We start from the raw sequence: 17,578 nt of genomic DNA, 5'->3' as shown, positions 1-17,578 counted from the left end.
TCGGGCATGACCAACGGCACGCGCACGCGGCGGGCGATCGTCACCGCCTCCGACTCCGGCATCGGCAGGGCGACCGCGGTCGCCCTGGCCGAGCAGGGCCACGACGTCGGCATCACCTGGCACAGCGACGAGGCGGGGGCCCAGGCCACCGCCGAGGAGGTGCGCGGCCACGGCCGGCAGGCGTTCGTCGAGCGGCTCGACACGGCTGACGTGCCGGGCTGCGGCGACGTCGTCGACGCGCTCGTCGAGCAGCTGGGCGGCGTCGACGTGTTCGTGAACAACGCCGGCACGGGCAGCGGGACCCTGCTCGTCGACATGGGCTTCGACGAGTGGCGCCACGTCGTCGCCGTCGACCTCGACGGCGCGTTCGTCTGCTTGCAGCGCGCCGCGCGCCACCTGCTCGCCGGCGGCCGCGGCGGGCGGCTGATCGCCGTCACGAGCGTCCACGAGCACCAGCCCCGCGTGGGCTCGGGCGCGTACGACGCGGCCAAGCACGGCCTCGGCGGGCTGATGAAGACGTTCGCGCTGGAGCTCGGACGGTTCGGCATCACGGCGAACTGCGTGGCCCCCGGCGAGATCGCCACCCCGATGACCGGTCAGACCGACGAGGACCCGCGGCGGACCGCCCGGCCCGGCGTCCCGCTGAACCGTCCCGGCGACGCCTGGGAGATCGCTGCCGTCGTGGCGTTCCTCGCCTCGCCCGCCGCCTCGTACGTCAACGGGGCCTCCTGGCCGGTGGACGGCGGCATGCTGCAGATGGGCCCCATGGCCGGCTCGCACCTGACCTCCGACGACTGGCGCACGCCCTGAGCGGAGCCCGTCCCCGGGAGGGTGGGCCGGCGGCCCCGTACGCTGCGCGCTCGTGAGGATCCTGCTGTCCGACGTGCACGGCGGCTACACCGACGCGTTCGTCGCCGGGGAGCACGACTACGAGTTCCTGCCCGCGGTCGACGGGCACGGCGGGCTGTCGCGCCTGGGCGCGGACGCGCCCGCCCGCGCCCGCGAGGTCGCCGAGGAGACGCTGCGCGACGACCCGCCCGACGTGGTCGTCCTGCAGCGGCCCGACGAGGCGGCGACCGTCGAGGCCCGTACGGGGCTGCGGCCCGGGCGGGACGTTCCGGCGCTGTTCCTGGAGCACAACACGCCCAAGGAGTCGGTGCCGAACACGCGCCACCCGCTGGCCGACGCCGGCCTGCTGGTCGTGCACGTCACCCACCTCAACGCGCTGCTGTGGGACACCGGGTCGGCGCCGACGACGGTGGTCGAGCACGGGCTGGCCGACCCGGGCCTGCGCTACGACGGGTCGCTCGCGCGCCTGGCCTTCGTGGTCAACGAACCCGTGCGGCGCTGGCGCGTGACCGGGACCGACCTTCTGCCGCGCTTCGCGCCGGCCCCCGTCGACGCCTTCGGGATCGACGCCGACCTGCTGCCCGCGGCGCTCGGCGACCAGCCCGGGGTGGCGTACGGCGGCAACCTCAAGCCGCCGCAGCTGCGCGACGCCCTGGTGCAGCGGCGCGCGTACCTGCACCTGAACCGCTGGACGTCGCTCGGGCTGTCGCTGATCGAGTCGATGCTCCTCGGGCTGCCGGTGGTCGTCCTCGAGGCCACGGTCGCCGCGCGCACCGTGCCGCCGGCGGCCGGCGCGATCTCGCCCGACCCCGACGAGCTCGTGGCCGCCGCCCACCGGCTGCTGGCCGACCCGGACGCGGCCCGCGCCGCCGGGCTGGTCGCGCGCGAGGCCGCGCTCGAGCGGCACGGGCTGGGACGGTTCCTGGGGGACTGGGACAGGGTGCTGGCCGACGTGGCCTCGCGCTGACCGCGGCTCACGGGGGCGTGCGTTGAGGGGGAGGGTGACGGGGTAGGAGGGGGACGTGCCGCGCGTTGACCAGTCCTCCGCCTCGACCGACTCGACGAGGACCGTCCGAGACGTCGTCCCCGGGGTCCACCTCGTCACGCACGGCCACACGAACTGCTACGTCGTCGAGGGCGAGGACGGCGTGACGCTCGTCGACGCCGCCTTCCCGCGGACGTGGGCGGCGGTGCGGCAGTGCCTGGCCGACGTCGGGCGCAGCGCGTCCGACGTCAAGGGCCTGATCATCACCCACGGGCACTTCGACCACGTCGGGTTCGCGAGCCGCCTGCAGCGCTCGTACGGCATCGAGGTCTGGGCGGGCGCGGCGGACGCGCCCATCCTGCGGCACCCGTACCGCTACCGGCCCGAACGGCCGCGGTTCGCCTATCCGCTGACGCACCCGCGCGCGCTGCCGGTCCTCGGCTCGATGGTGCGGGCCGGCGCGCTGAGCGTCCCGGGACTGACCGCCGACCACCTGCTCGAGGGCCGCAGCGTGCTCGACCTGCCCGCCCGGCCCGAGATGGTTCCGGCACCCGGCCACACCGACGGCGAGTACGTCGTGCACCTGCCCGACCACGACGCGGTCATCACGGGCGACGCGCTGGTCACCCTCGACATCTACACGGGCCGCCGCGGGCCGCGCGTCGTCGCGCGCGGGGCCACGAACGACGCCCGGACGGCCCTGGACTCCCTCACGGCCGTGGCCGCGCTCGACGTGCCCGCGGTGCTGCCCGGGCACGGCGAGCCGTGGCTGCAGGGCGTCGGCCCCGCCGTCGACATGGCCCGCGCCGCCGGGGTCGCCTGACCTGGTTCCGAGGGGTTCGGTCCCGGCCGACCCGCACGCCACCCGGTCCCCGTCCCACGTTCACGTGAAGCTCCACCGCTGACCGCAGGGAACTCGTGCTTCCCGCAGCAGATCTGCTGCGGGAAGCATCGGAGTTCCACGTGAACGTGAAAGGCCGGAGACGCGGGCGTACCGGGCCCGGAGGCCCGGCCAGACCCGTCAGGGCCAGGAGGTCTCGACCGAGCTGGCGACGACGAGCTCGCGGACCTCGCAGCCGGCGGGCTGGGAGAGGGCGAAGACGACGGCCGCGGCGGTGTCCTCGGGCTTGTTGAGCACGGCGTCGGCGCCCGGCTTGTACTGGGCGTCGCGGTCGTCGAAGAAGTGCGTGTGCATGCCGCCCGGGATGAGCAGCGTCACGCCGATCTGGCCGGCGGTCTCCGCGGCCAGCGAGCGGGTGAAGCCGACCACGCCGAACTTCGAGGCGCAGTACGCGGTCGCGTCGCCGACGGCCTTGATGCCCAGCGTCGAGGCCACGGTGACGATGCGGCCGCGGCTCTCCTTGAGGTAGGGCAGGGCGGCGCGCGCGACGGCGGCGGTGCCGAACAGGTTGACCATGACGATGCGCTCCCAGGTGGGGCCGTCGATGCCGTCCAGCGGAGCGGGGAAGTCGATGCCCGCCGCGGTCAGCACGCCGTCGAGGCGCCCGCCGTTGGCCTCGACGATGTCGCGCACGGCCTGCTCCGCGGCGCGCGGGTCGGAGAGGTCGACCTCGGCGTACGCCCCGTCCGGCAGGTCGGCGGCCGGCTTGGTGAGGTCGAGCACGAGCGGGGTGCCGCCGGCGGCCTGCACGGCGGCGACGGTCGCGGCGCCCAGGCCGGAGGAACCGCCCGTGATCAGGACGGTGCCGAGCGCGGTGCGCTCGCGGCTCCCGTTCGCGGTCTCGGTGGCGGGGGGCGTCAGGGTCGACGTCATCAGTTCTCCTCGGTGTGCTGGTTCGTGGTGCTGGTGGACGGGGTGCCGGCCGCGCGCGAGGCGTCGACGAGGCGGGTGGTGGAGTATCCGTCGACGACGGGGAGCAGGACGACCCGCCCGCCCGCCGCCTCGACGACGGCGGCCTCCGGGATCGGCTGGTCGGTGTAGTCGCTGCCCTTGACCCAGACGTCGGGCCGCAGCCGGGCCAGGACCTCGGCGGGGGTGTCCTCGTCGAAGACGACGACACCGTCGACGCTGGCCAGCGCGGACAGCACGCGGGCCCGGTCCTCCTGCGTGACCAGCGGCCGGTCCGCGCCCTTGCCGCGCCGGACCGAGGCGTCGGAGTTGAGGCACACGACGAGGGCGTCGCCCAGGGAACGGGCGGCGCTGAGCAGGCTGACGTGCCCCCGGTGCAGCAGGTCGAAGCAGCCGCCGGTCGCGACCACCGTCCCGCCGGCGGCCCGGACCTGCTCGACGAGCCGGAAGGCGTCGGCCGGCTCGGGTCGGTCGGACGAGCCCGCGTACGGGACCTCGGTCGACACGGCGGTGGCGGCGCCGGCCCGGACGAACGCGGTGGCCTGCCCGACGGCGGTGCGGACGCCCTCGTACGGCGCCTGGCCCTCGAGGAGCGCGACCGCCGCGGCCGTCGCGAAGGCGTCGCCGGCCCCGCAGGTGTCGAGCCGTCCGGCGTGCGGGGCGCGCCCGCCGGCCGGGCGGTCCTCGGCCTCCGGGTCGTCGAGCGGGACGAGCGTCTCGGTGTCGCCCTGGACCAGCAGCGCACCGCGGGCGCCGAGGGTGACGACGATCCCGCGGGCCTGCCAGAGCCGGGCGAGGACCCGTCCCTGGTCGGCCGTGCCGTCGACCCCTCCGAGGGCGCGGGCCTCGCTGGCGTTGGGCGTCACGAGCGCGCAGCCGGGCACGGGCGCCGAGCCGCGGGGGTGCGGGTCCCACACGACGGGGATCGCGCGGGCCCGCTCGGTGAGGTGCTCGCGCAGGTCGTCGAGGCCGGTCACCCCGCGGCCGTAGTCGGCGACCAGCACGGCGCCGGCGCGCTCGATCGCCGCGTGCGCGGCCGGGGGCAGCGGGGCGTCGAGGGCCCGGCCGCTGCCGACGTCGAGACGCGTGACGGGGACGCCGTTGGCCAGCACGCGGGTCTTGCGGCTCGTCGCGCCGGAGAGCGGCAGGGCGACGACCTCGACGAGCTCGCCGAGCATCTGGCGCACCCGGTCGGCCGACTCGTCGGCGCCCAGCGCGGTGAGCAGCACGACCTCGTGGCCGGAGCGGGCGGCGAGCAGCGCCGCGAGCCCGGCGCCGCCCGGCCGCTGCCACTCGTGGGTCACGTCGACGACCGGGACGGGCGCGTCCGGCGCGAGCCGGTCGGAGCTGCCCTCGAGGTCGACGTCGAGGAGGGTGTCCCCGACGACCAGGAGCGGACCGCGGGTGGCGGCCGGACCGGTCACGCGACGCTCGGCTGCACGCCCAGGGCGTGGTCGAGCGCGACGCAGAGCGCGTGCACGAGGCTCAGGTGGATCTCCTGGACCGTCGCGGTGGTCGGCGCCTCGACGGCGACCGCCTCGTCGGCGAGCGAGGCGAGCGGGTTCGGGCCCGGGCCGGTCAGGGCCCAGACCGTCACGCCGGCCTCGTGCGCGGCCTTGGCGGCGGCGACCACGTTCGGACTCGTGCCGCTGGTGGAGAAGGCGACGAGCACGTCCCCGGAACGGCCCCAGGCCGTGACCTGGCGGGCGTAGACCTCCTCGAAGCCGTAGTCGTTCGCGATCGCCGTGTGCGCCGCGGAGTCGGCGCAGAGCGCGACGGCCGGGAGCGGGCGGCGGTCGTGACGGAACCGGCCGACGAGCTCGCCGGTCAGGTGCTGCGCCTCCGCGGCGCTGCCGCCGTTGCCGCAGGCCATCAGATGGGCGCCGTCCTCGTAGCGGCGGGCGAGCTCGGCGCCCCAGCGGGCGACGGTCGCGGCGTACGCGCCGGCGCGGGAGGCCGCCTCGGCCAGCGCGGCGAGGTGCTCGGCGACGAGGCCGACGCTGCCGGCGGCGTCCACCTCCACGTCGAAGGGGGTGCGGGTGTCAAGAGACATGGTCGACCTCGCGGGTACGGGCCGGCACGGTCGTGCCGGCGGGTGGGGTGAGGCGGAGCGTCGCCACGGCGGCGACGACGGCGTCGGGGTCGACGCCGTCCAGGCAGGGGTGCCCGGGCACCGGGCAGTGCCGGGCGCGGGTCAGGCGGCAGGGGGCGTCCTGGTCGCCGAGCAGCACGACGGGGACGCCGTACGGGGCCCAGCGTTCGGGCGGGACGACCGGCGCGAACAGCGACACCACCGGCGTGCCGACGGCGGCGGCCAGGTGCGCGGGTCCCGTGTTCGGCGCGACGACCACCTGGGCGCCCTCGAGGACGGCCGCGAGCCCGGCCAGGTCGACGGCCCCGGTGAGGTCGAGGGCCTGGCCCTGCGCGACGGTCCCGGTGAGGTCCGCCTCCACCGGCGAACCCGTCACCACGACGCGGTGCCCCGCGGCGACGAGGGCGGCGACCAGCGTGCGGCTCTGCCCGGCGCTCGGCCGGCGGGCCGGGGCGTCGGCGCCCGGGTGGTAGACGACGTACGGTCCCTCGCCCACCAGGGCGCTCACGTCGGGCAGCGGGTGGCGCACCTCGAGCCGGGCCGGCCCCTCAAAGGTGAAACCTGCCGCGCGGGCGAGCGCGAGGGCCCGTTCGCTCTCCGGGACGTCGGCCGGCGCGTCGGGCATGAGGTGGCGCAGGTCGAGCAGCGAACCGGGGTAGTCCTCGCTGATCGCCCCGAGCCAGCCGACGCCGGCCATCCGGAGCAGCAGGGCCAGCGGCAGCGGCGACTGGTGGAACGAGGTGAGCACCAGGCCCGCGTCCACCCGCGCGGCGCGCACCTGGGCGACCAGGGCGTCGACCGCGGCCGGGTCGACGCCGCCCGGGTCGGGCACGACCCACGGCGCCTCGAACTCGATCACGTCGTCGACGCCCGGCAGCAGCCGGGCGACCGGGGCGCGTCCGCGCCCGACCAGCATCGTCACCCTGGCGGCCGACGCGGCGACGGCCCGGACCGCGGGCCCCGCCAGCAGGATGTCGCCGACGCTGTCCAGGCGTGCCACCAGGACGTGGCCGTGCGGCGCGCTCACGCCAGGACCTGCTCGTCCGTGATCAGCATGAGGGCCTCGCGCAGGTCGGTGGCCACGAGCGCGTGCGCGCGGGCGTGGTCCACCTCCTCGACGCGGGTCACCGGTGTGGGGACGAGGACGGCGCCGGCACCGGCCGCGAGCGCGGCACCGACGTCGGCCCCGATGTCGCCGACGACGACGCAGTCGGACACCGCGACGCCGAGCGCCGCGGCGGCGGCCAGGACGAGGCCGGGTGCGGGCTTGCGGCAGGCGCAGCCGTCGCCGGGGCCGTGCGGGCAGACCTGCCAGGTGCCGAACGGACCGAGCAGCTCCTCGACCCGACCGTTGACCGCCTCGAGCTCCGCCGGCGTGATGAGGCCCCGGGCCAGGCCCGACTGGTTGCTGACCACGCCGAGCGCCACGCCGCGCGCGCGGAGGTCGTCGAGGACCTCACGTGCCCCGTCGACGGGCGCCACCAGCGCGGGGTCGCGGTTGTAGGGGACGTCGTGCACGAGCGTGCCGTCGCGGTCGAAGAGCACCGCGCGCACCCGGGCCCCCTCGCGCCCGGGCGGCCTCACGCCGGTCCCAGCGCGGGCAGGCGCCCGGCTGCGGTTCCGGCGGCAGGGGTCCCGGCGGCGGTGCTCGACCGGTCGTGGGCCCGCGCGTAGACCTCGGCGGTGGCGGCCGCCACCGCGTCCCAGGAGAACTGGGAACGCGCCCGGCGCACGCCGGCCCGTCCGTACGCGGCCCGACGAGCCGGGTCGGCGAGCAGCCCGCCGACCGCGGCGGCGAGCGCCTGCGGGTCCTGCGGGGGGACGAGGAGGCCGGTCTCGCCGTCGGCGACGCTGTCGAGCATCCCGCCGACGGCCGAGGCGACCACGGGGACGCCGCAGGCCATGGCCTCGAGCGGGACGAGCCCGAACGGCTCGTACCAGGGCGAGCAGACCACGACGTCGGCGGTGCACAGCAGCGCCGGCATGAGGAAGTGGCCGACCTGGCCGACGAAGTGCACGCGGTCGGCCACGCCGAGGTCGGCGGCCAGCGTCTCGAGGCGCACCTGCTCGGCCTCGACCGTGCCGTCGGCGTGCCCGCCGGCCACGACCAGCTCCACGCCGGGCAGGTCGACGAGGGCCTCGACGATGGTCGCGTACCCCTTGCGCGGCACGAGGCGGCCGACGCTGACGATGCGGTGGGGCTCGCGGCGCGGCGGGTGGTCCAGGGGAGCGGCGCCGGTGGTGAAGTGCCGCACGTCGACCCCGCAGGGCACGACGTCGACGCCGTCGAGGTCGACGCCCAGGGCGGCGAGCTCGGCCACCTCGTCACGGCAGGTGGCGATGACGCCGGTGGCGCGCTCCGCGACCGCGACCTCGACGTCGACACGCTCCGGCGGGCTCGTGTCGGCGCTGCCTTGGTGGCGGCGCTTCACCGAGCCGAGAGCGTGGAACGTCACGAACGTGGGGATCCGCAGCCGGCGGGCGGCCCGGGTCGCGGCCCAGCCCGACATCCAGAAGTGGGCGTGCACGACGTCGGGCCGGTGGGCCCGCAGGTGCGCGCGCAGCGCGTCGGCGAAGGCCGGCATCAGCGGCCAGAGGGCGTCCTTCGGGACTCTGCGCGGCGGGCCGGCGTCGAGGTGGACCACGTCGTACGCGTCGTCGGTGCGGACGGTGGCCGGGAGGTCCGGGTCGTCACGCCGGGTGTAGACGACGACCTCGTGACCCAGGCGGGTCAGCCCGCTGGCGAGCTCGGCGACGTGGACGTTCTGCCCGCCCGCGTCGACCGCACCGATCGCGGCGAGGGGACTCGCGTGCTCGGACACCAGAGCGACCCGCAACACCATCTCCCCTCGAGAAGCAGACCTTCCCCCAGAAGTACCCCTGCTTCTCGCCACCAAACCGACGACTGCGTGACGAGCGTGTGACAAGTGCCGCACAGGGACACGTGGCGCAGGTGCGCTGTGACGGGGCGCACGCCTCACCTCGGGGGGTCGTGGCCCCAGCTCATCAGCGAGCGGCGCCGCGGGGTTTGGTGCCCGGCCCCACGGGAAGGCATCCGGAGGGCGACGGAGATCGTCCACCGACGTGGTCCGCCGCCAGGAGGCAGGGATGTTCTTCCACAAGCAGGAGCTGCAGTACAACGCGACGCCGGCCGGGCCGGACGTGTTCTTCGCCCGCAAGATGCAGGAGATCCTCGGGGGCCAGTACGGGGAGATCACCGTGGCCATGCAGTACGGCTTCCAGGCCTGGAACACCAAGCTGCCGGGCAAGTACCGCGACCTGCTCTACGGCATCGGGGCGGAGGAGTTCGGCCACGTCGAGATGATCGCGATCATGATCGCCCAGCTGCTCGAGAAGGCGCCGGCGAGCGACGTCGAGGCCGCGGTCAAGGGCGACCCCACGATGGCTGCGATCATCGGCGGCGAGGACGTGCAGCACGCCATCGTGGCGGGTGCGGGCGCCCGTGCGGTCGACAGCAACGGCAACCCCTGGCAGGGCAGCTACATCACCGCCAGCGGCAACCTGCTGGCCGACTTCACGGCCAACGCGAACGCCGAGATGCAGGGCCGCGTGCAGGCCGCCCGGCTCTACCACATGACCGACGACAAGGGCGTCCGCGACCTGCTGTCGTTCCTCATCGCGCGCGACCACATGCACCAGAACCAGTGGATCGCCGCGGCCCGGGAGCTGCGCGAGGAGGGCTACGAGGACCTGCCGGTCCCGAGCAACTTCCCGCTGTCCGACGAGGTGGGTGACGTCGCGTACACGTCCATGAACTTCTCCGACGGCAAGCAGGCCGGCGAGGGCAGCTGGGCCAAGGGGCCGACGCCGGACGGCAAGGGCGAGTTCAGCTACTCCGAGGGCCCGACCACGACCGCGGCCATGCCGCCGGTCGGCAACCACGGTGACCCGCGCCTCTACGGCACCACGCCGGAGCCGAACCTCGTTGACAAGACCCTCGGCAAGATCAAGGACATCGTCGAGTGACGGTCGGACCGGTCCGGCCGGCCTGACCGGGCCTCCAGGACAGCCCCGGCGCCGCCAGGAAGGGGGCGGCGCCGGGGCTCCCGTCCGTCCGGGGCTCTGGTCCGACCGGGGGCGCCGGCGCCCGGCCCGCGCGGTCGGGCGCCTCAGCCGCCGAGCGAGCCGACGGCCCGGGCGATGACGAGCAGGGTGGTGAGCAGGGCCGCCGTCGCCTGCAGCCCCATGAGCGCCTTGGCCCGCGTGCTCAACGGCATGGTGTCGGTCGGGCTGAACGCGCTGGAGTTGGTCAGCGAGAGGTAGAGGTAGTCGACGAAGGTCGGCACCCACCCGCTCTCGCCGCTGGCGCTGACCCGGACCTCCTCGACGTTGTCGCCGATCTCGTCCTGGCTGAAGCGCCAGTCGGCGGGCGGCAGCTCGTCGCGGCGCAGCCGGCGCCGGGCGACGGGCCCACCGCGGTCGAGCTCCCAGTAGAGCAGCGCGAAGCCGACGACGTTGGTCAGCCAGACCTGCATCGCGGCCAGCAGCAGCGAACCCCCCGGCGTGTCCGGGCGGGTGAGGCTCGCGACCAGCATCCCGAGCGCGACCAGGTTGGTGACGATCACCGTCGCCGCCAGCAGCACCGAGGCGCCGCGGGAGACGCGCGTGCGCCGGACCAGGCGGCGGGGGTTCGTGAGCACGAGGGCCACCAGCAGCGCCAGCTCGACGCCGGCGATGAGGTAGCGGGGCGCGAAGAGCAGGTCCTCGGGCAGCAGCGCGTACGCGACGACGGCGGCGAGGACGGCGAGGGTCGGCACCAGCCGGTTCTCGCCCTGGCCCGCGCGCCGGTGCCGCAGCTCGGCGTCCAGCGGGTCGTCCTGCCTCGACCTCCCAGCCATGGGGTGAGTGTCGCAGCGCCCGGGCCCGGCGCCCGGGAGGTCGGCCCCGGGAGGTCAGGCCAGCAGCCGGCGGGCCGCGGCGAGCACGTCGTCGACGCCGACGGCGAGCAGCGCCGGGTCCGGCTCGTCACCGAACGCGTCGCCGCGGCGTACGGACTCGTCGGTCAGGACGACGTGCGGCCCAGCGGGGGGCGGCCCCCAGCGCGAGGGCGGCGCGGGTCCGAAGAGCACGACCGACGGGGTCCCGTACGCCGTGGCCAGGTGCGCGGCCCCGGTGTCGACGCTCACCACGAGCGCCGCCTGCGCGACGAGGGCGGCGAGCGCCCCCAGGTCGGTGCGACCGGCGAGGTTCGCGGCGTCGGGCATCCCGGCGGCCGCGGCGATGCCGGCGGCGCGCTCGCGCTCGGCCGCGGAGCCGGTGAGGACGACGGGCCGGTCGGCGGCCAGCGCCGCCACGACCGCCGCGAACCTCTCGGCCGGCCAGGACCGCGACCCGAACGCGGCCCCGACGTGGACGACGACCGCACCGGGAGCCGGGCTCGGCTCCGCCGGACGGGCGATGGCGACGTCGGCCGGGTCGCCGTCGAGACCGTGGTGGCGGAGCACCTCGATCCAGCGGAACCGCTCGAGCGTGTTGTCGACCCAGGGCGGCCCGTCCCAGCCGGGCGCCGCGTGGCCGATCCGCTCGCGGGGTCGCAGGGCGTCGAGGAGGGCGTGGCTCTGAGGACCGGCGCCGTGGAGGTTCACGGCGAGGTCGACCGGCCCCACGTACGGCAGTGGCTCCAGGCCGGCGACCGGCAGCAGGGCGTCGACCGCGCCGGTCAACCCGACCACCGGGCGCAGCCACTCCGGTGCGGCGAGGACCACGTGGTGCTCGGGCCGCGCCCGCCGCAGGGCGCGCAGCGCGGGGACCGCCACGAGCAGGTCGCCCAGGCCGAGCGCGCGCAGGACGAGCGCGACCGGGCGTGCGTCCGCGGTCCCGCTCACCCGGGCACCGGTGCGGTCTCGAGCAGGTCGAGCACGTCGGCGAGCACCGGTGCCACCGCGACGTCGACCACCCAGGACTCGTCCTCGTGGGCGCAGCGCAGCTCGTCGCCGGAGGCCAGCGGGGCGCCGCAGCGGGGGCAGTGCACCGTCCAGCCCGGGTGCACCCGGTGCCGGCGGCGTCCGACCGGCGCCGCGTTGATCATGTTCGGTCCCCAGAACACCCCGACCGTGGCCGTTCCCACGGCCATGGCGACATGGCGGGGGCCGGAGTCGTTGGCGAGGACGACGTCGCTGTCCTCGAGCAGGTCGACGAGCTGTGCCAGCGGCAGCGCGTCGGCCACGGAGGTGACCAGCGGGCTCGCGCAGACCTCGACGATGCGCGCGGCCGCGGGCAGGTCGCTCGCGTCGCCGACCACGACGACCTCGACCCCGCGCTCCGCCACCGCCCGTGCGACGGCCGCGAACCGGGAGGCCGGCCAGCGCCGCCGCGGGTCGGTCGCGCCCGGGTGCACCACGAGCCGGGGACGGGCGCCGGGCCGGGGGCGACGGTTCGCGCGGCCGCGCAGCCGCGCCTCGAGCTGGACGGCCGGGGCGCCGGCGAGGGCGGCGACCTCGAGCCAGCGCTGCGTCTCGTGCTGGTGGTAGCGGTAGGGGACGACCCGGTCGAGGGCGGGCGCCCCCGGCGCGGCGGTGCCGATCATGTGCCGGGCGCCGAGCCGCAGCAGGAAGGGGTTGGAGTTGCCGCCGCCCCCGTGCGCCTGGACGGCGAGGTCGTAGCGCTGCGCCCGCGCCCGGGCGCAGAAGGCCTCGGTGGCGTCCGCGTCGACCGGGTGCGCCGGGTCGGGCTCGCGGACGCCGGGGTGCACGGGCAGCACCTCCACCGACGTGAACGGGGCGGGCTGCTCGCCGAGCAGGGCGGCGTGGGAGGGCATCCCGAGCAGGGTCACCTCGGCGCCGGGGTAGGCGGCGAGCAGGGACTCGACCGCGGGCAGGACGAACATGAGGTCGCCGATCCCGCGCCCGCGCAGCACGGCGATCCGCCGCACGTCGTCGAATCGGGGCCCGAGGTCGCCGACGAGGACGGAGGACGGCACGGGCAGCGATGCTAGGGCGTCGCGGCGGGGTCGTCGCGCGGGCGATCTGGGTGCAGGCTGAGCGGACCGTGCGCGGCGGCGGCACCGACGCCCGTCCTGCGGCGTTGGTGCAGGGGGTGTGGTCCGGGCTGCCGGGTCGAGCGGGAGGAGGTCGGGATGACGCAGGTAGTGCAGGTGCTCGTCGGGTTGCCGCCGTGGCTCGTGCTCCTCGTCGCGGCCGCGCTGCCGGCCCTCGAGGCGTCGGCCTTCGTCGGGCTCGTCGTGCCGGGGGAGACGGCCGTCTTCGTGGCCGGGGTCGTGGCGCACGGCGGACGGCTGGACCTCGCGGCGGTGATCGCCGCCGCGGCCGTCGGCGCCGTCGTCGGCGACCAGGTCGGCTACCGGCTCGGACGACGCTTCGGCCCGGGCCTCGTCGACCGCCTCCCCGGTCGGCTGCGCCCCCGGGCCGCGTACGTGACCGACCTCGTCGGCCGCCGCGGTCGTTGGGCGGTGCTCCTGGGTCGGTGGACCGCGCTGCTCCGCGCGCTCGTGCCGGGCGTCGCCGGGGCGAGCGCGATGCGTGAGCGGGACTTCACCCTCGCCAACGTCGCCGGCGGGCTCACCTGGGCCGGGGTCGTCGCGAGCCTCGGCTTCGGCGCGGGTGCGGCGTACGCGTCGGTGCTCAAGCAGGTCGACCACGCCAGCGAGCTGGCGCTCGGCGCCGTGGTCGTGGTGGTGGTCGTGGTGGTGCTGGTGCGCCGGGTGCTGCGCCGCCGCGAGGGCAGGACCGGCGGCGTGGACGGGGCGTCGGGTCCGCGGCCGAGGTGTGACCTTGGCCTCGCTCCGGGGTCCCGCCACGGTCGTACGCCGCCGTGAGAAGGTGCGTCCGGGGTCTCTCGTCCCCGCCGCGGGGGCTCACGAGTGGGTCGGGCGCGCCGATCAGCCCTAGGCTCTGCGCCTGTGAACTTCTGGGAAGCCCTGCTGCTCGGCGTCGTCGAGGGGATCACCGAGTTCCTGCCGGTGTCCAGCACCGGCCACCTCACCATCGTGGAGAAGCTGCTCGGGCTGCGCATCGACGACGCGGGCGTCACCGCCTTCACCGCCGTCATCCAGGTCGGCGCGATCATCGCCTCGATCGTCTACTTCCGCGCGGACATCGTCCGCCTCGCGGGGGCGTGGTTCCGCGGGCTGGTGAACGCCGGGGCTCGCCAGGAGCGGGACTGGAAGATGGCCTGGCTGGTCATCGCCGGCTCGATCCCGATCGGCATCGTTGGCCTGCTCCTCAGCGACCTGATCACCGGTCCGCTGCGCAGCCTGTGGTTCGTCGTCGGCGGCCTGCTGGTGTGGAGCGTCGTGATGGTCCTCGCTGAGCGGCTGGGCCGCCAGGACCGCAGCGAGTCCGACCTGACCCTCGTCGACGCCCTCGTGGTCGGCGTGGTCCAGTGCCTCGCCCTCGTGCCCGGCGTCTCCCGTTCCGGCGCGACGATCAGCGCGGGCCTGCTGCGCGGGCTCGACCGCGTCTCGGCCACCCGCCTCGCCTTCTTCCTCGCCATCCCGGCCCTCACCGCGGCCGGCGTGTACGAGGCCGTCGGCAGCGCCGACGACATCGCCACCTCCGTCGGCTGGGGCCCGACGGCCGTCGCCACCGTCGTGAGCTTCGTCGTCGGGTTCGCCTCGATCGCGTGGCTGCTGCGCATCGTGGCCAAGTTCCCGATCACGGTCTTCGTCGGCTACCGCGTGGTCCTCGCCGTGGTCATCGCCGTCCTGCTGCTGACCGGCGTGGTCAGCGCCACCTAGCGCCGACCCGCGCTCGCCGGACCTGCTCGCCGAGCGGGAGCGGCCACGCGCCCGTGGCCCGGGGGGCCGGCGCTCGCGTAGCGTTCGCCCCGAGGTCGTCCCGCCGCCGTGACATAGGTCCTCGTCCGACGGGGTAAGGGGCGCGCATGCGTACAGCAGGGTGGGAGGACGGCGGCCCGGAGCGGCTGCTGGGTCCGGAGCTGCCGTTGGTCCTGCGGGACCAGGCACCCCGGGTCACGGTGGTCGGCGACCCGATCCTCGACGGCTGGTGGCGCGGACGCACCGAACGGATGTCGCGCGAGGCGCCGGCGCCGGTGGTCGAGGTCTTCGAGCGCCGGCACGTGCCCGGCGGCGCCGCGAACACGGCCGTGAACCTGGCCGCCCTCGGCGCCCGCGTCAGCATGGTCGGCGTCGTGGGCGACGACGAGCCCGGCCACCTGCTGCGCAGCCTGCTCGAGGCGGCCGGGGTGGACGTCACCGGCCTGCTCGTCGCGCCCGAGGTGCGCACCACGACCAAGGTCCGCATCGTCGGCGGCGAGCAGATCCTGCTGCGCATCGACGAGGGCGTGGACGAGGTGCCGCCGGAGCACGTGCGCGACCGGGCGGCCCGCGCGGCCACCGGGGTCCTGGCGCGGGCCGACGCGGTCGTCGTCTGCGACTACGGTTCCGGGCCCTCCCCGGCGCTGGTCGAGGTGCTCCAGTCCGAGCGCCCCGCCCTCCTCGTCGTGGACGCCCACGACCCGGCGCCCTGGGCGGTCGTGGCCCCCGACCTCGTCACGCCCAACGCCCGCGAGGCCTTCGGGCTGCTCGACCGCACCCCGCCGCTCGCCGCCCGCGTCGAGGCCGTGACCGACGCCGCCGCCGCGCTCGTGGAACGGACCGGTGCCGCGCAGGTCGTCGTCACGCTCGACGCCGAGGGCGCCGTGCTGCTCGACGCCACGGGGATCCTGCACCGCACCACCGCCCGGCCCGTGCTCGACAAGCAGGCGGCAGGCGCGGGGGACACCTTCGTCGCCGCGCTCACGCTGGCCCGCGCCGGCGGCGTGGAGCTGCCGGCGGCCCTGGAGCTGGCGCAGGCCGCGGCCGACGTGGTCGTCCACCGTTCCGGCACGTCGGTCTGCACCGCCGACGACCTGGCCGACCACCTGGGCCGCACCTCGGAGCGGGTGCTCCCGGCCGCCGAGCTGGCCCTGCGCCTGCAGGCCGAGCGCGCCGCGGGCCGCCGGGTCGTGCTGACCAACGGCTGCTTCGACGTCCTGCACCGCGGCCACACGACCTCGCTGGCCCAGGCGGCCCGGCTCGGCGACCTGCTGGTCGTCGCGGTGAACAGCGACGAGTCGGTGCGCCGGCTCAAGGGGCCCCAGCGCCCGATCAACACCGAGGCCGACCGCGCGGGCGTGCTCGCCGCGCTGAGCTGCGTGGACTACGTGACGGTCTTCGAGACCGACACCCCGATCCCGCTGCTGGAGCTCGTCAAGCCCGACGTCTACGCCAAGGGCGGCGACTACACGCCCGAGATGATGGCCGAGACCCCGGTGGTCCGCGCGTACGGCGGCGAGGTCCGCATCCTCGACTTCGTGCCGGCGCACTCGACGACCGACGTCGTCACGCGGATCCGGAGCATGGCCGCGGAGGGCTGAGCCCCTCAGGCCGATCCGGGCCGGCTCGGCGGCCGGCTCGAGGGCCCGGGCCACCGGACCGGGGCCGCTGCGCACGAGGGCCAGGCGCATCGTGGAGCCATGAGCTCCTCCTCGCGCCGTCCGGCCGTCCTGCTGCCCGCGCTCGCCGGGCACGTCCTCGTCACCGCGCTCGTGTGGCGCGACCTGGCCCGGCGCCCGGCGTCGGGCGTGCGCGGCGGCAAGAACCTCTGGCGGGCGCTGTCGGCGCTGAACACCGGCGGTTCGCTGGCCTACGTGCTGCTCGGCCGCCGGGGCTGACGATTCCCGGCGGCCCGAGGCGTCAGCGCGACGCGGACGGCGCCTCCGGCTCGGCGGTGTTGTCCCAGCGCAGCACCGCGGCCACGGGCTCCCCGCCCAGGGTGCTGCGGCGCGCGGCCCGCACGTCGGCACCGGTCAGCGCCGCCAGCGCGAGCAGGACCTGGTCGGCCGGAACGGCGTCGAGGGTGACGACCGCGCCCAGGTCCAGGCCGGGCTGGTCGGCCGGCGTCACGGACGTCTCCGCCGCCGCCCGCACGTCGATCAGGAGCGTGTCGACCTGCCCCCGGACGAGGGCGTCGAGCACGTCGTGCACGCCGGACGCCGCCCGGGCGCTCTTGCCCTGGGCCTGCTCGCCGAGGCGCTGCTTCAGCTCCTCGAGCGCGTCGAGCGAGGCCGAGACGGCCCGGCCGCGCAGGGCCTGCGTGATCTCGGCGGCGAAGGCCTCCTCGCCGCCGTCGGCGTTGCGCCGCCCGCCCTGCAGCTCGACGACCTCCGCCTCGACGTGCGCCAGCTTGGCCTTGAGCTCGCTGACCGCGTCGGGCTCGCCGCCCACGAGCACGAGCGACGGGCCGACGCGCACCTGCCGCTCGACCTCCTCGGCGACGGCGTCCGCGCTGCGCTTCCACTCCTCCTCGACCGAGTGCTCGTGGCGGCCGTACGACATGCCCCCGCCGCCGGCCTTGTGGAGGAAGTTCGGGTCGCCGCCGGTCGCCTCGGCCTCGTGGTCGGGCGCCGCCGCCGCGTCGGCGTAGGTGGCGACGCTGCCGCCCTCGTGGTCGACGCGGGCGAGCACGAAGGGCGTGACCAGCGTCGCGTCCTCGAGCCAGGGCCCGAGGTCGGGCAGCGCGCCCCAGGACGTCGACGGCTGCGGCCGGCGCCCGCGGACGAGGGCGACGTGGCGGACCCCGCGCTCGCTGGCCACGACCACCCGGGCGACCTCGCCGCCCTCGTGCGTGCTCGCTCCCAGGGCGTCGCGCACGGCCTCGGCCACCGCGGCGGGCGCGCCCGCCGCGACCAGCTCGTCGTGGGCCGCGCGCGCCGTCAGCGCGACGGCGTCGTCCCCGGCCTCGGCGACCCGGCTGACGTCGGCGTACGCGGTCGCGAAGGGGCCCGGGTCGTCGGTGAGCAGCTGCGCGATCTCGGGAAGCCTCATGCGCCCGACGCTACGCGCCGTGTCCGGCGCCGACCG

The 17,578-nt window shown here is 76.3% G+C and carries 18 protein-coding genes; 8 read left to right on the top strand and 10 right to left on the bottom strand.

All coding sequences use genetic code 11. The features are described 5' to 3' along the window. The first annotated feature begins 6 nt into the window (after positions 1–6). From BMY04_RS01400 to BMY04_RS01390, 3 genes are read left to right on the top strand one after another with little or no spacing between them, the layout of a single operon-like run. Positions 7–810 carry an SDR family oxidoreductase gene (locus BMY04_RS01400; protein WP_091177339.1) on the top strand — a complete coding sequence of 268 codons (804 nt, stop codon included), beginning with the start codon at positions 7–9 and terminating at the stop codon, positions 808–810. A gap of 52 nt (positions 811–862) precedes the next feature. Beyond that, positions 863–1,816 carry a glycosyltransferase gene (locus BMY04_RS01395; protein WP_091177338.1) on the top strand — a complete coding sequence of 318 codons (954 nt, stop codon included), beginning with the start codon at positions 863–865 and terminating at the stop codon, positions 1,814–1,816. A 55-nt stretch (positions 1,817–1,871) separates the two neighbouring features. After that, a complete protein-coding gene (locus BMY04_RS01390) occupies positions 1,872–2,657 on the top strand; it encodes an MBL fold metallo-hydrolase (RefSeq protein ID WP_091177337.1) in 786 nt (261 codons plus the stop codon). A gap of 198 nt (positions 2,658–2,855) precedes the next feature. On the opposite strand, the gene BMY04_RS01385 is transcribed toward BMY04_RS01390, so the two are convergent. From BMY04_RS01385 to BMY04_RS01360, 6 genes are read right to left on the bottom strand one after another with little or no spacing between them, the layout of a single operon-like run. Next, positions 2,856–3,608 carry an SDR family oxidoreductase gene (locus BMY04_RS01385; protein ID WP_091177336.1) on the bottom strand — a complete coding sequence of 251 codons (753 nt, stop codon included), beginning with the start codon at positions 3,606–3,608 and terminating at the stop codon, positions 2,856–2,858. Further along, positions 3,608–5,068, bottom strand: a complete 1,461-nt coding sequence (gene rfaE2, locus BMY04_RS01380) for a D-glycero-beta-D-manno-heptose 1-phosphate adenylyltransferase (protein ID WP_091177335.1) — start codon at positions 5,066–5,068, stop codon at positions 3,608–3,610. The genes BMY04_RS01385 and rfaE2 (BMY04_RS01380) overlap by 1 nt, the downstream gene beginning before the upstream one ends. After that, a complete protein-coding gene (locus tag BMY04_RS01375; protein WP_091177334.1) occupies positions 5,065–5,697 on the bottom strand; it encodes a D-sedoheptulose-7-phosphate isomerase in 633 nt (210 codons plus the stop codon). The genes rfaE2 (BMY04_RS01380) and BMY04_RS01375 overlap by 4 nt, the downstream gene beginning before the upstream one ends. Then, entirely contained in the window at positions 5,687–6,763 is a 1,077-nt protein-coding gene (locus BMY04_RS01370) for a glycosyltransferase family 9 protein (protein ID WP_232506027.1), read from the bottom strand. Before BMY04_RS01370 ends, BMY04_RS01375 begins: the two co-directional genes overlap by 11 nt. After that, positions 6,760–7,290: an HAD-IIIA family hydrolase gene (locus BMY04_RS01365; RefSeq protein ID WP_170853918.1), complete on the bottom strand. Its 531-nt coding sequence runs from the start codon at positions 7,288–7,290 to the stop codon at positions 6,760–6,762. Before BMY04_RS01365 ends, BMY04_RS01370 begins: the two co-directional genes overlap by 4 nt. 26 nt (positions 7,291–7,316) lie before the next feature. Next, a complete protein-coding gene (locus BMY04_RS01360; RefSeq protein ID WP_232506026.1) occupies positions 7,317–8,558 on the bottom strand; it encodes a glycosyltransferase in 1,242 nt (413 codons plus the stop codon). 286 nt (positions 8,559–8,844) lie between these two features. On the opposite strand from BMY04_RS01360, the gene BMY04_RS01355 reads away from it, so the two are divergent. Further along, positions 8,845–9,723 carry a manganese catalase gene (locus tag BMY04_RS01355; RefSeq protein ID WP_091177333.1) on the top strand — a complete coding sequence of 293 codons (879 nt, stop codon included), beginning with the start codon at positions 8,845–8,847 and terminating at the stop codon, positions 9,721–9,723. 143 nt (positions 9,724–9,866) lie between these two features. On the opposite strand, the gene BMY04_RS01350 is transcribed toward BMY04_RS01355, so the two are convergent. The 3 genes from BMY04_RS01350 to BMY04_RS01340 are packed head-to-tail and all read right to left on the bottom strand — an operon-like array spanning position 9,867 to position 12,676. Continuing rightward, positions 9,867–10,595: a hypothetical protein gene (locus BMY04_RS01350; RefSeq protein WP_091177332.1), complete on the bottom strand. Its 729-nt coding sequence runs from the start codon at positions 10,593–10,595 to the stop codon at positions 9,867–9,869. A gap of 54 nt (positions 10,596–10,649) precedes the next feature. Beyond that, positions 10,650–11,582: a glycosyltransferase family 9 protein gene (locus tag BMY04_RS01345; protein WP_091177331.1), complete on the bottom strand. Its 933-nt coding sequence runs from the start codon at positions 11,580–11,582 to the stop codon at positions 10,650–10,652. Next, on the bottom strand, positions 11,579–12,676 hold the full coding sequence (locus BMY04_RS01340; protein WP_198409875.1) for a glycosyltransferase family 9 protein: 1,098 nt from the start codon (positions 12,674–12,676) through the stop codon (positions 11,579–11,581). Before BMY04_RS01340 ends, BMY04_RS01345 begins: the two co-directional genes overlap by 4 nt. Before the next feature lie 156 nt (positions 12,677–12,832). Here BMY04_RS01340 and BMY04_RS01335 point away from each other — a divergent pair, with 156 nt between their 5' ends. The 4 genes from BMY04_RS01335 to BMY04_RS01320 all read left to right on the top strand — a co-directional run bounded on the left by BMY04_RS01335 (position 12,833) and on the right by BMY04_RS01320 (position 16,389). Then, entirely contained in the window at positions 12,833–13,531 is a 699-nt protein-coding gene (locus BMY04_RS01335) for a DedA family protein (protein WP_091177330.1), read from the top strand. An 84-nt stretch (positions 13,532–13,615) separates the two neighbouring features. Further along, complete coding sequence (locus BMY04_RS01330; RefSeq protein ID WP_091177329.1) at positions 13,616–14,452, top strand: undecaprenyl-diphosphate phosphatase; 837 nt, start codon at positions 13,616–13,618, stop codon at positions 14,450–14,452. 146 nt (positions 14,453–14,598) lie between these two features. Beyond that, positions 14,599–16,092, top strand: a complete 1,494-nt coding sequence (gene rfaE2 / locus BMY04_RS01325; protein WP_091177328.1) for a D-glycero-beta-D-manno-heptose 1-phosphate adenylyltransferase — start codon at positions 14,599–14,601, stop codon at positions 16,090–16,092. A gap of 99 nt (positions 16,093–16,191) precedes the next feature. After that, on the top strand, positions 16,192–16,389 hold the full coding sequence (locus BMY04_RS01320) for a hypothetical protein (protein WP_091177327.1): 198 nt from the start codon (positions 16,192–16,194) through the stop codon (positions 16,387–16,389). A 22-nt stretch (positions 16,390–16,411) separates the two neighbouring features. Here the strand turns inward: BMY04_RS01320 and BMY04_RS01315 are convergent, their stop codons facing one another. Then, the gene (locus BMY04_RS01315) at positions 16,412–17,542 is read right to left on the bottom strand and encodes a baeRF2 domain-containing protein (RefSeq protein WP_091177326.1); all 1,131 of its coding nucleotides are present in this window, start codon (positions 17,540–17,542) and stop codon (positions 16,412–16,414) included. Positions 17,543–17,578 lie beyond the last annotated feature (36 nt).

Source organism: Microlunatus flavus, assembly GCF_900110855.1.
GTDB classification, from domain to species: Bacteria; Actinomycetota; Actinomycetes; order Propionibacteriales; family Propionibacteriaceae; genus Microlunatus; species Microlunatus flavus.
Note: the sequence above shows the minus strand (reverse complement) of the source record. Positions and strands in the feature narration are given on the sequence as shown.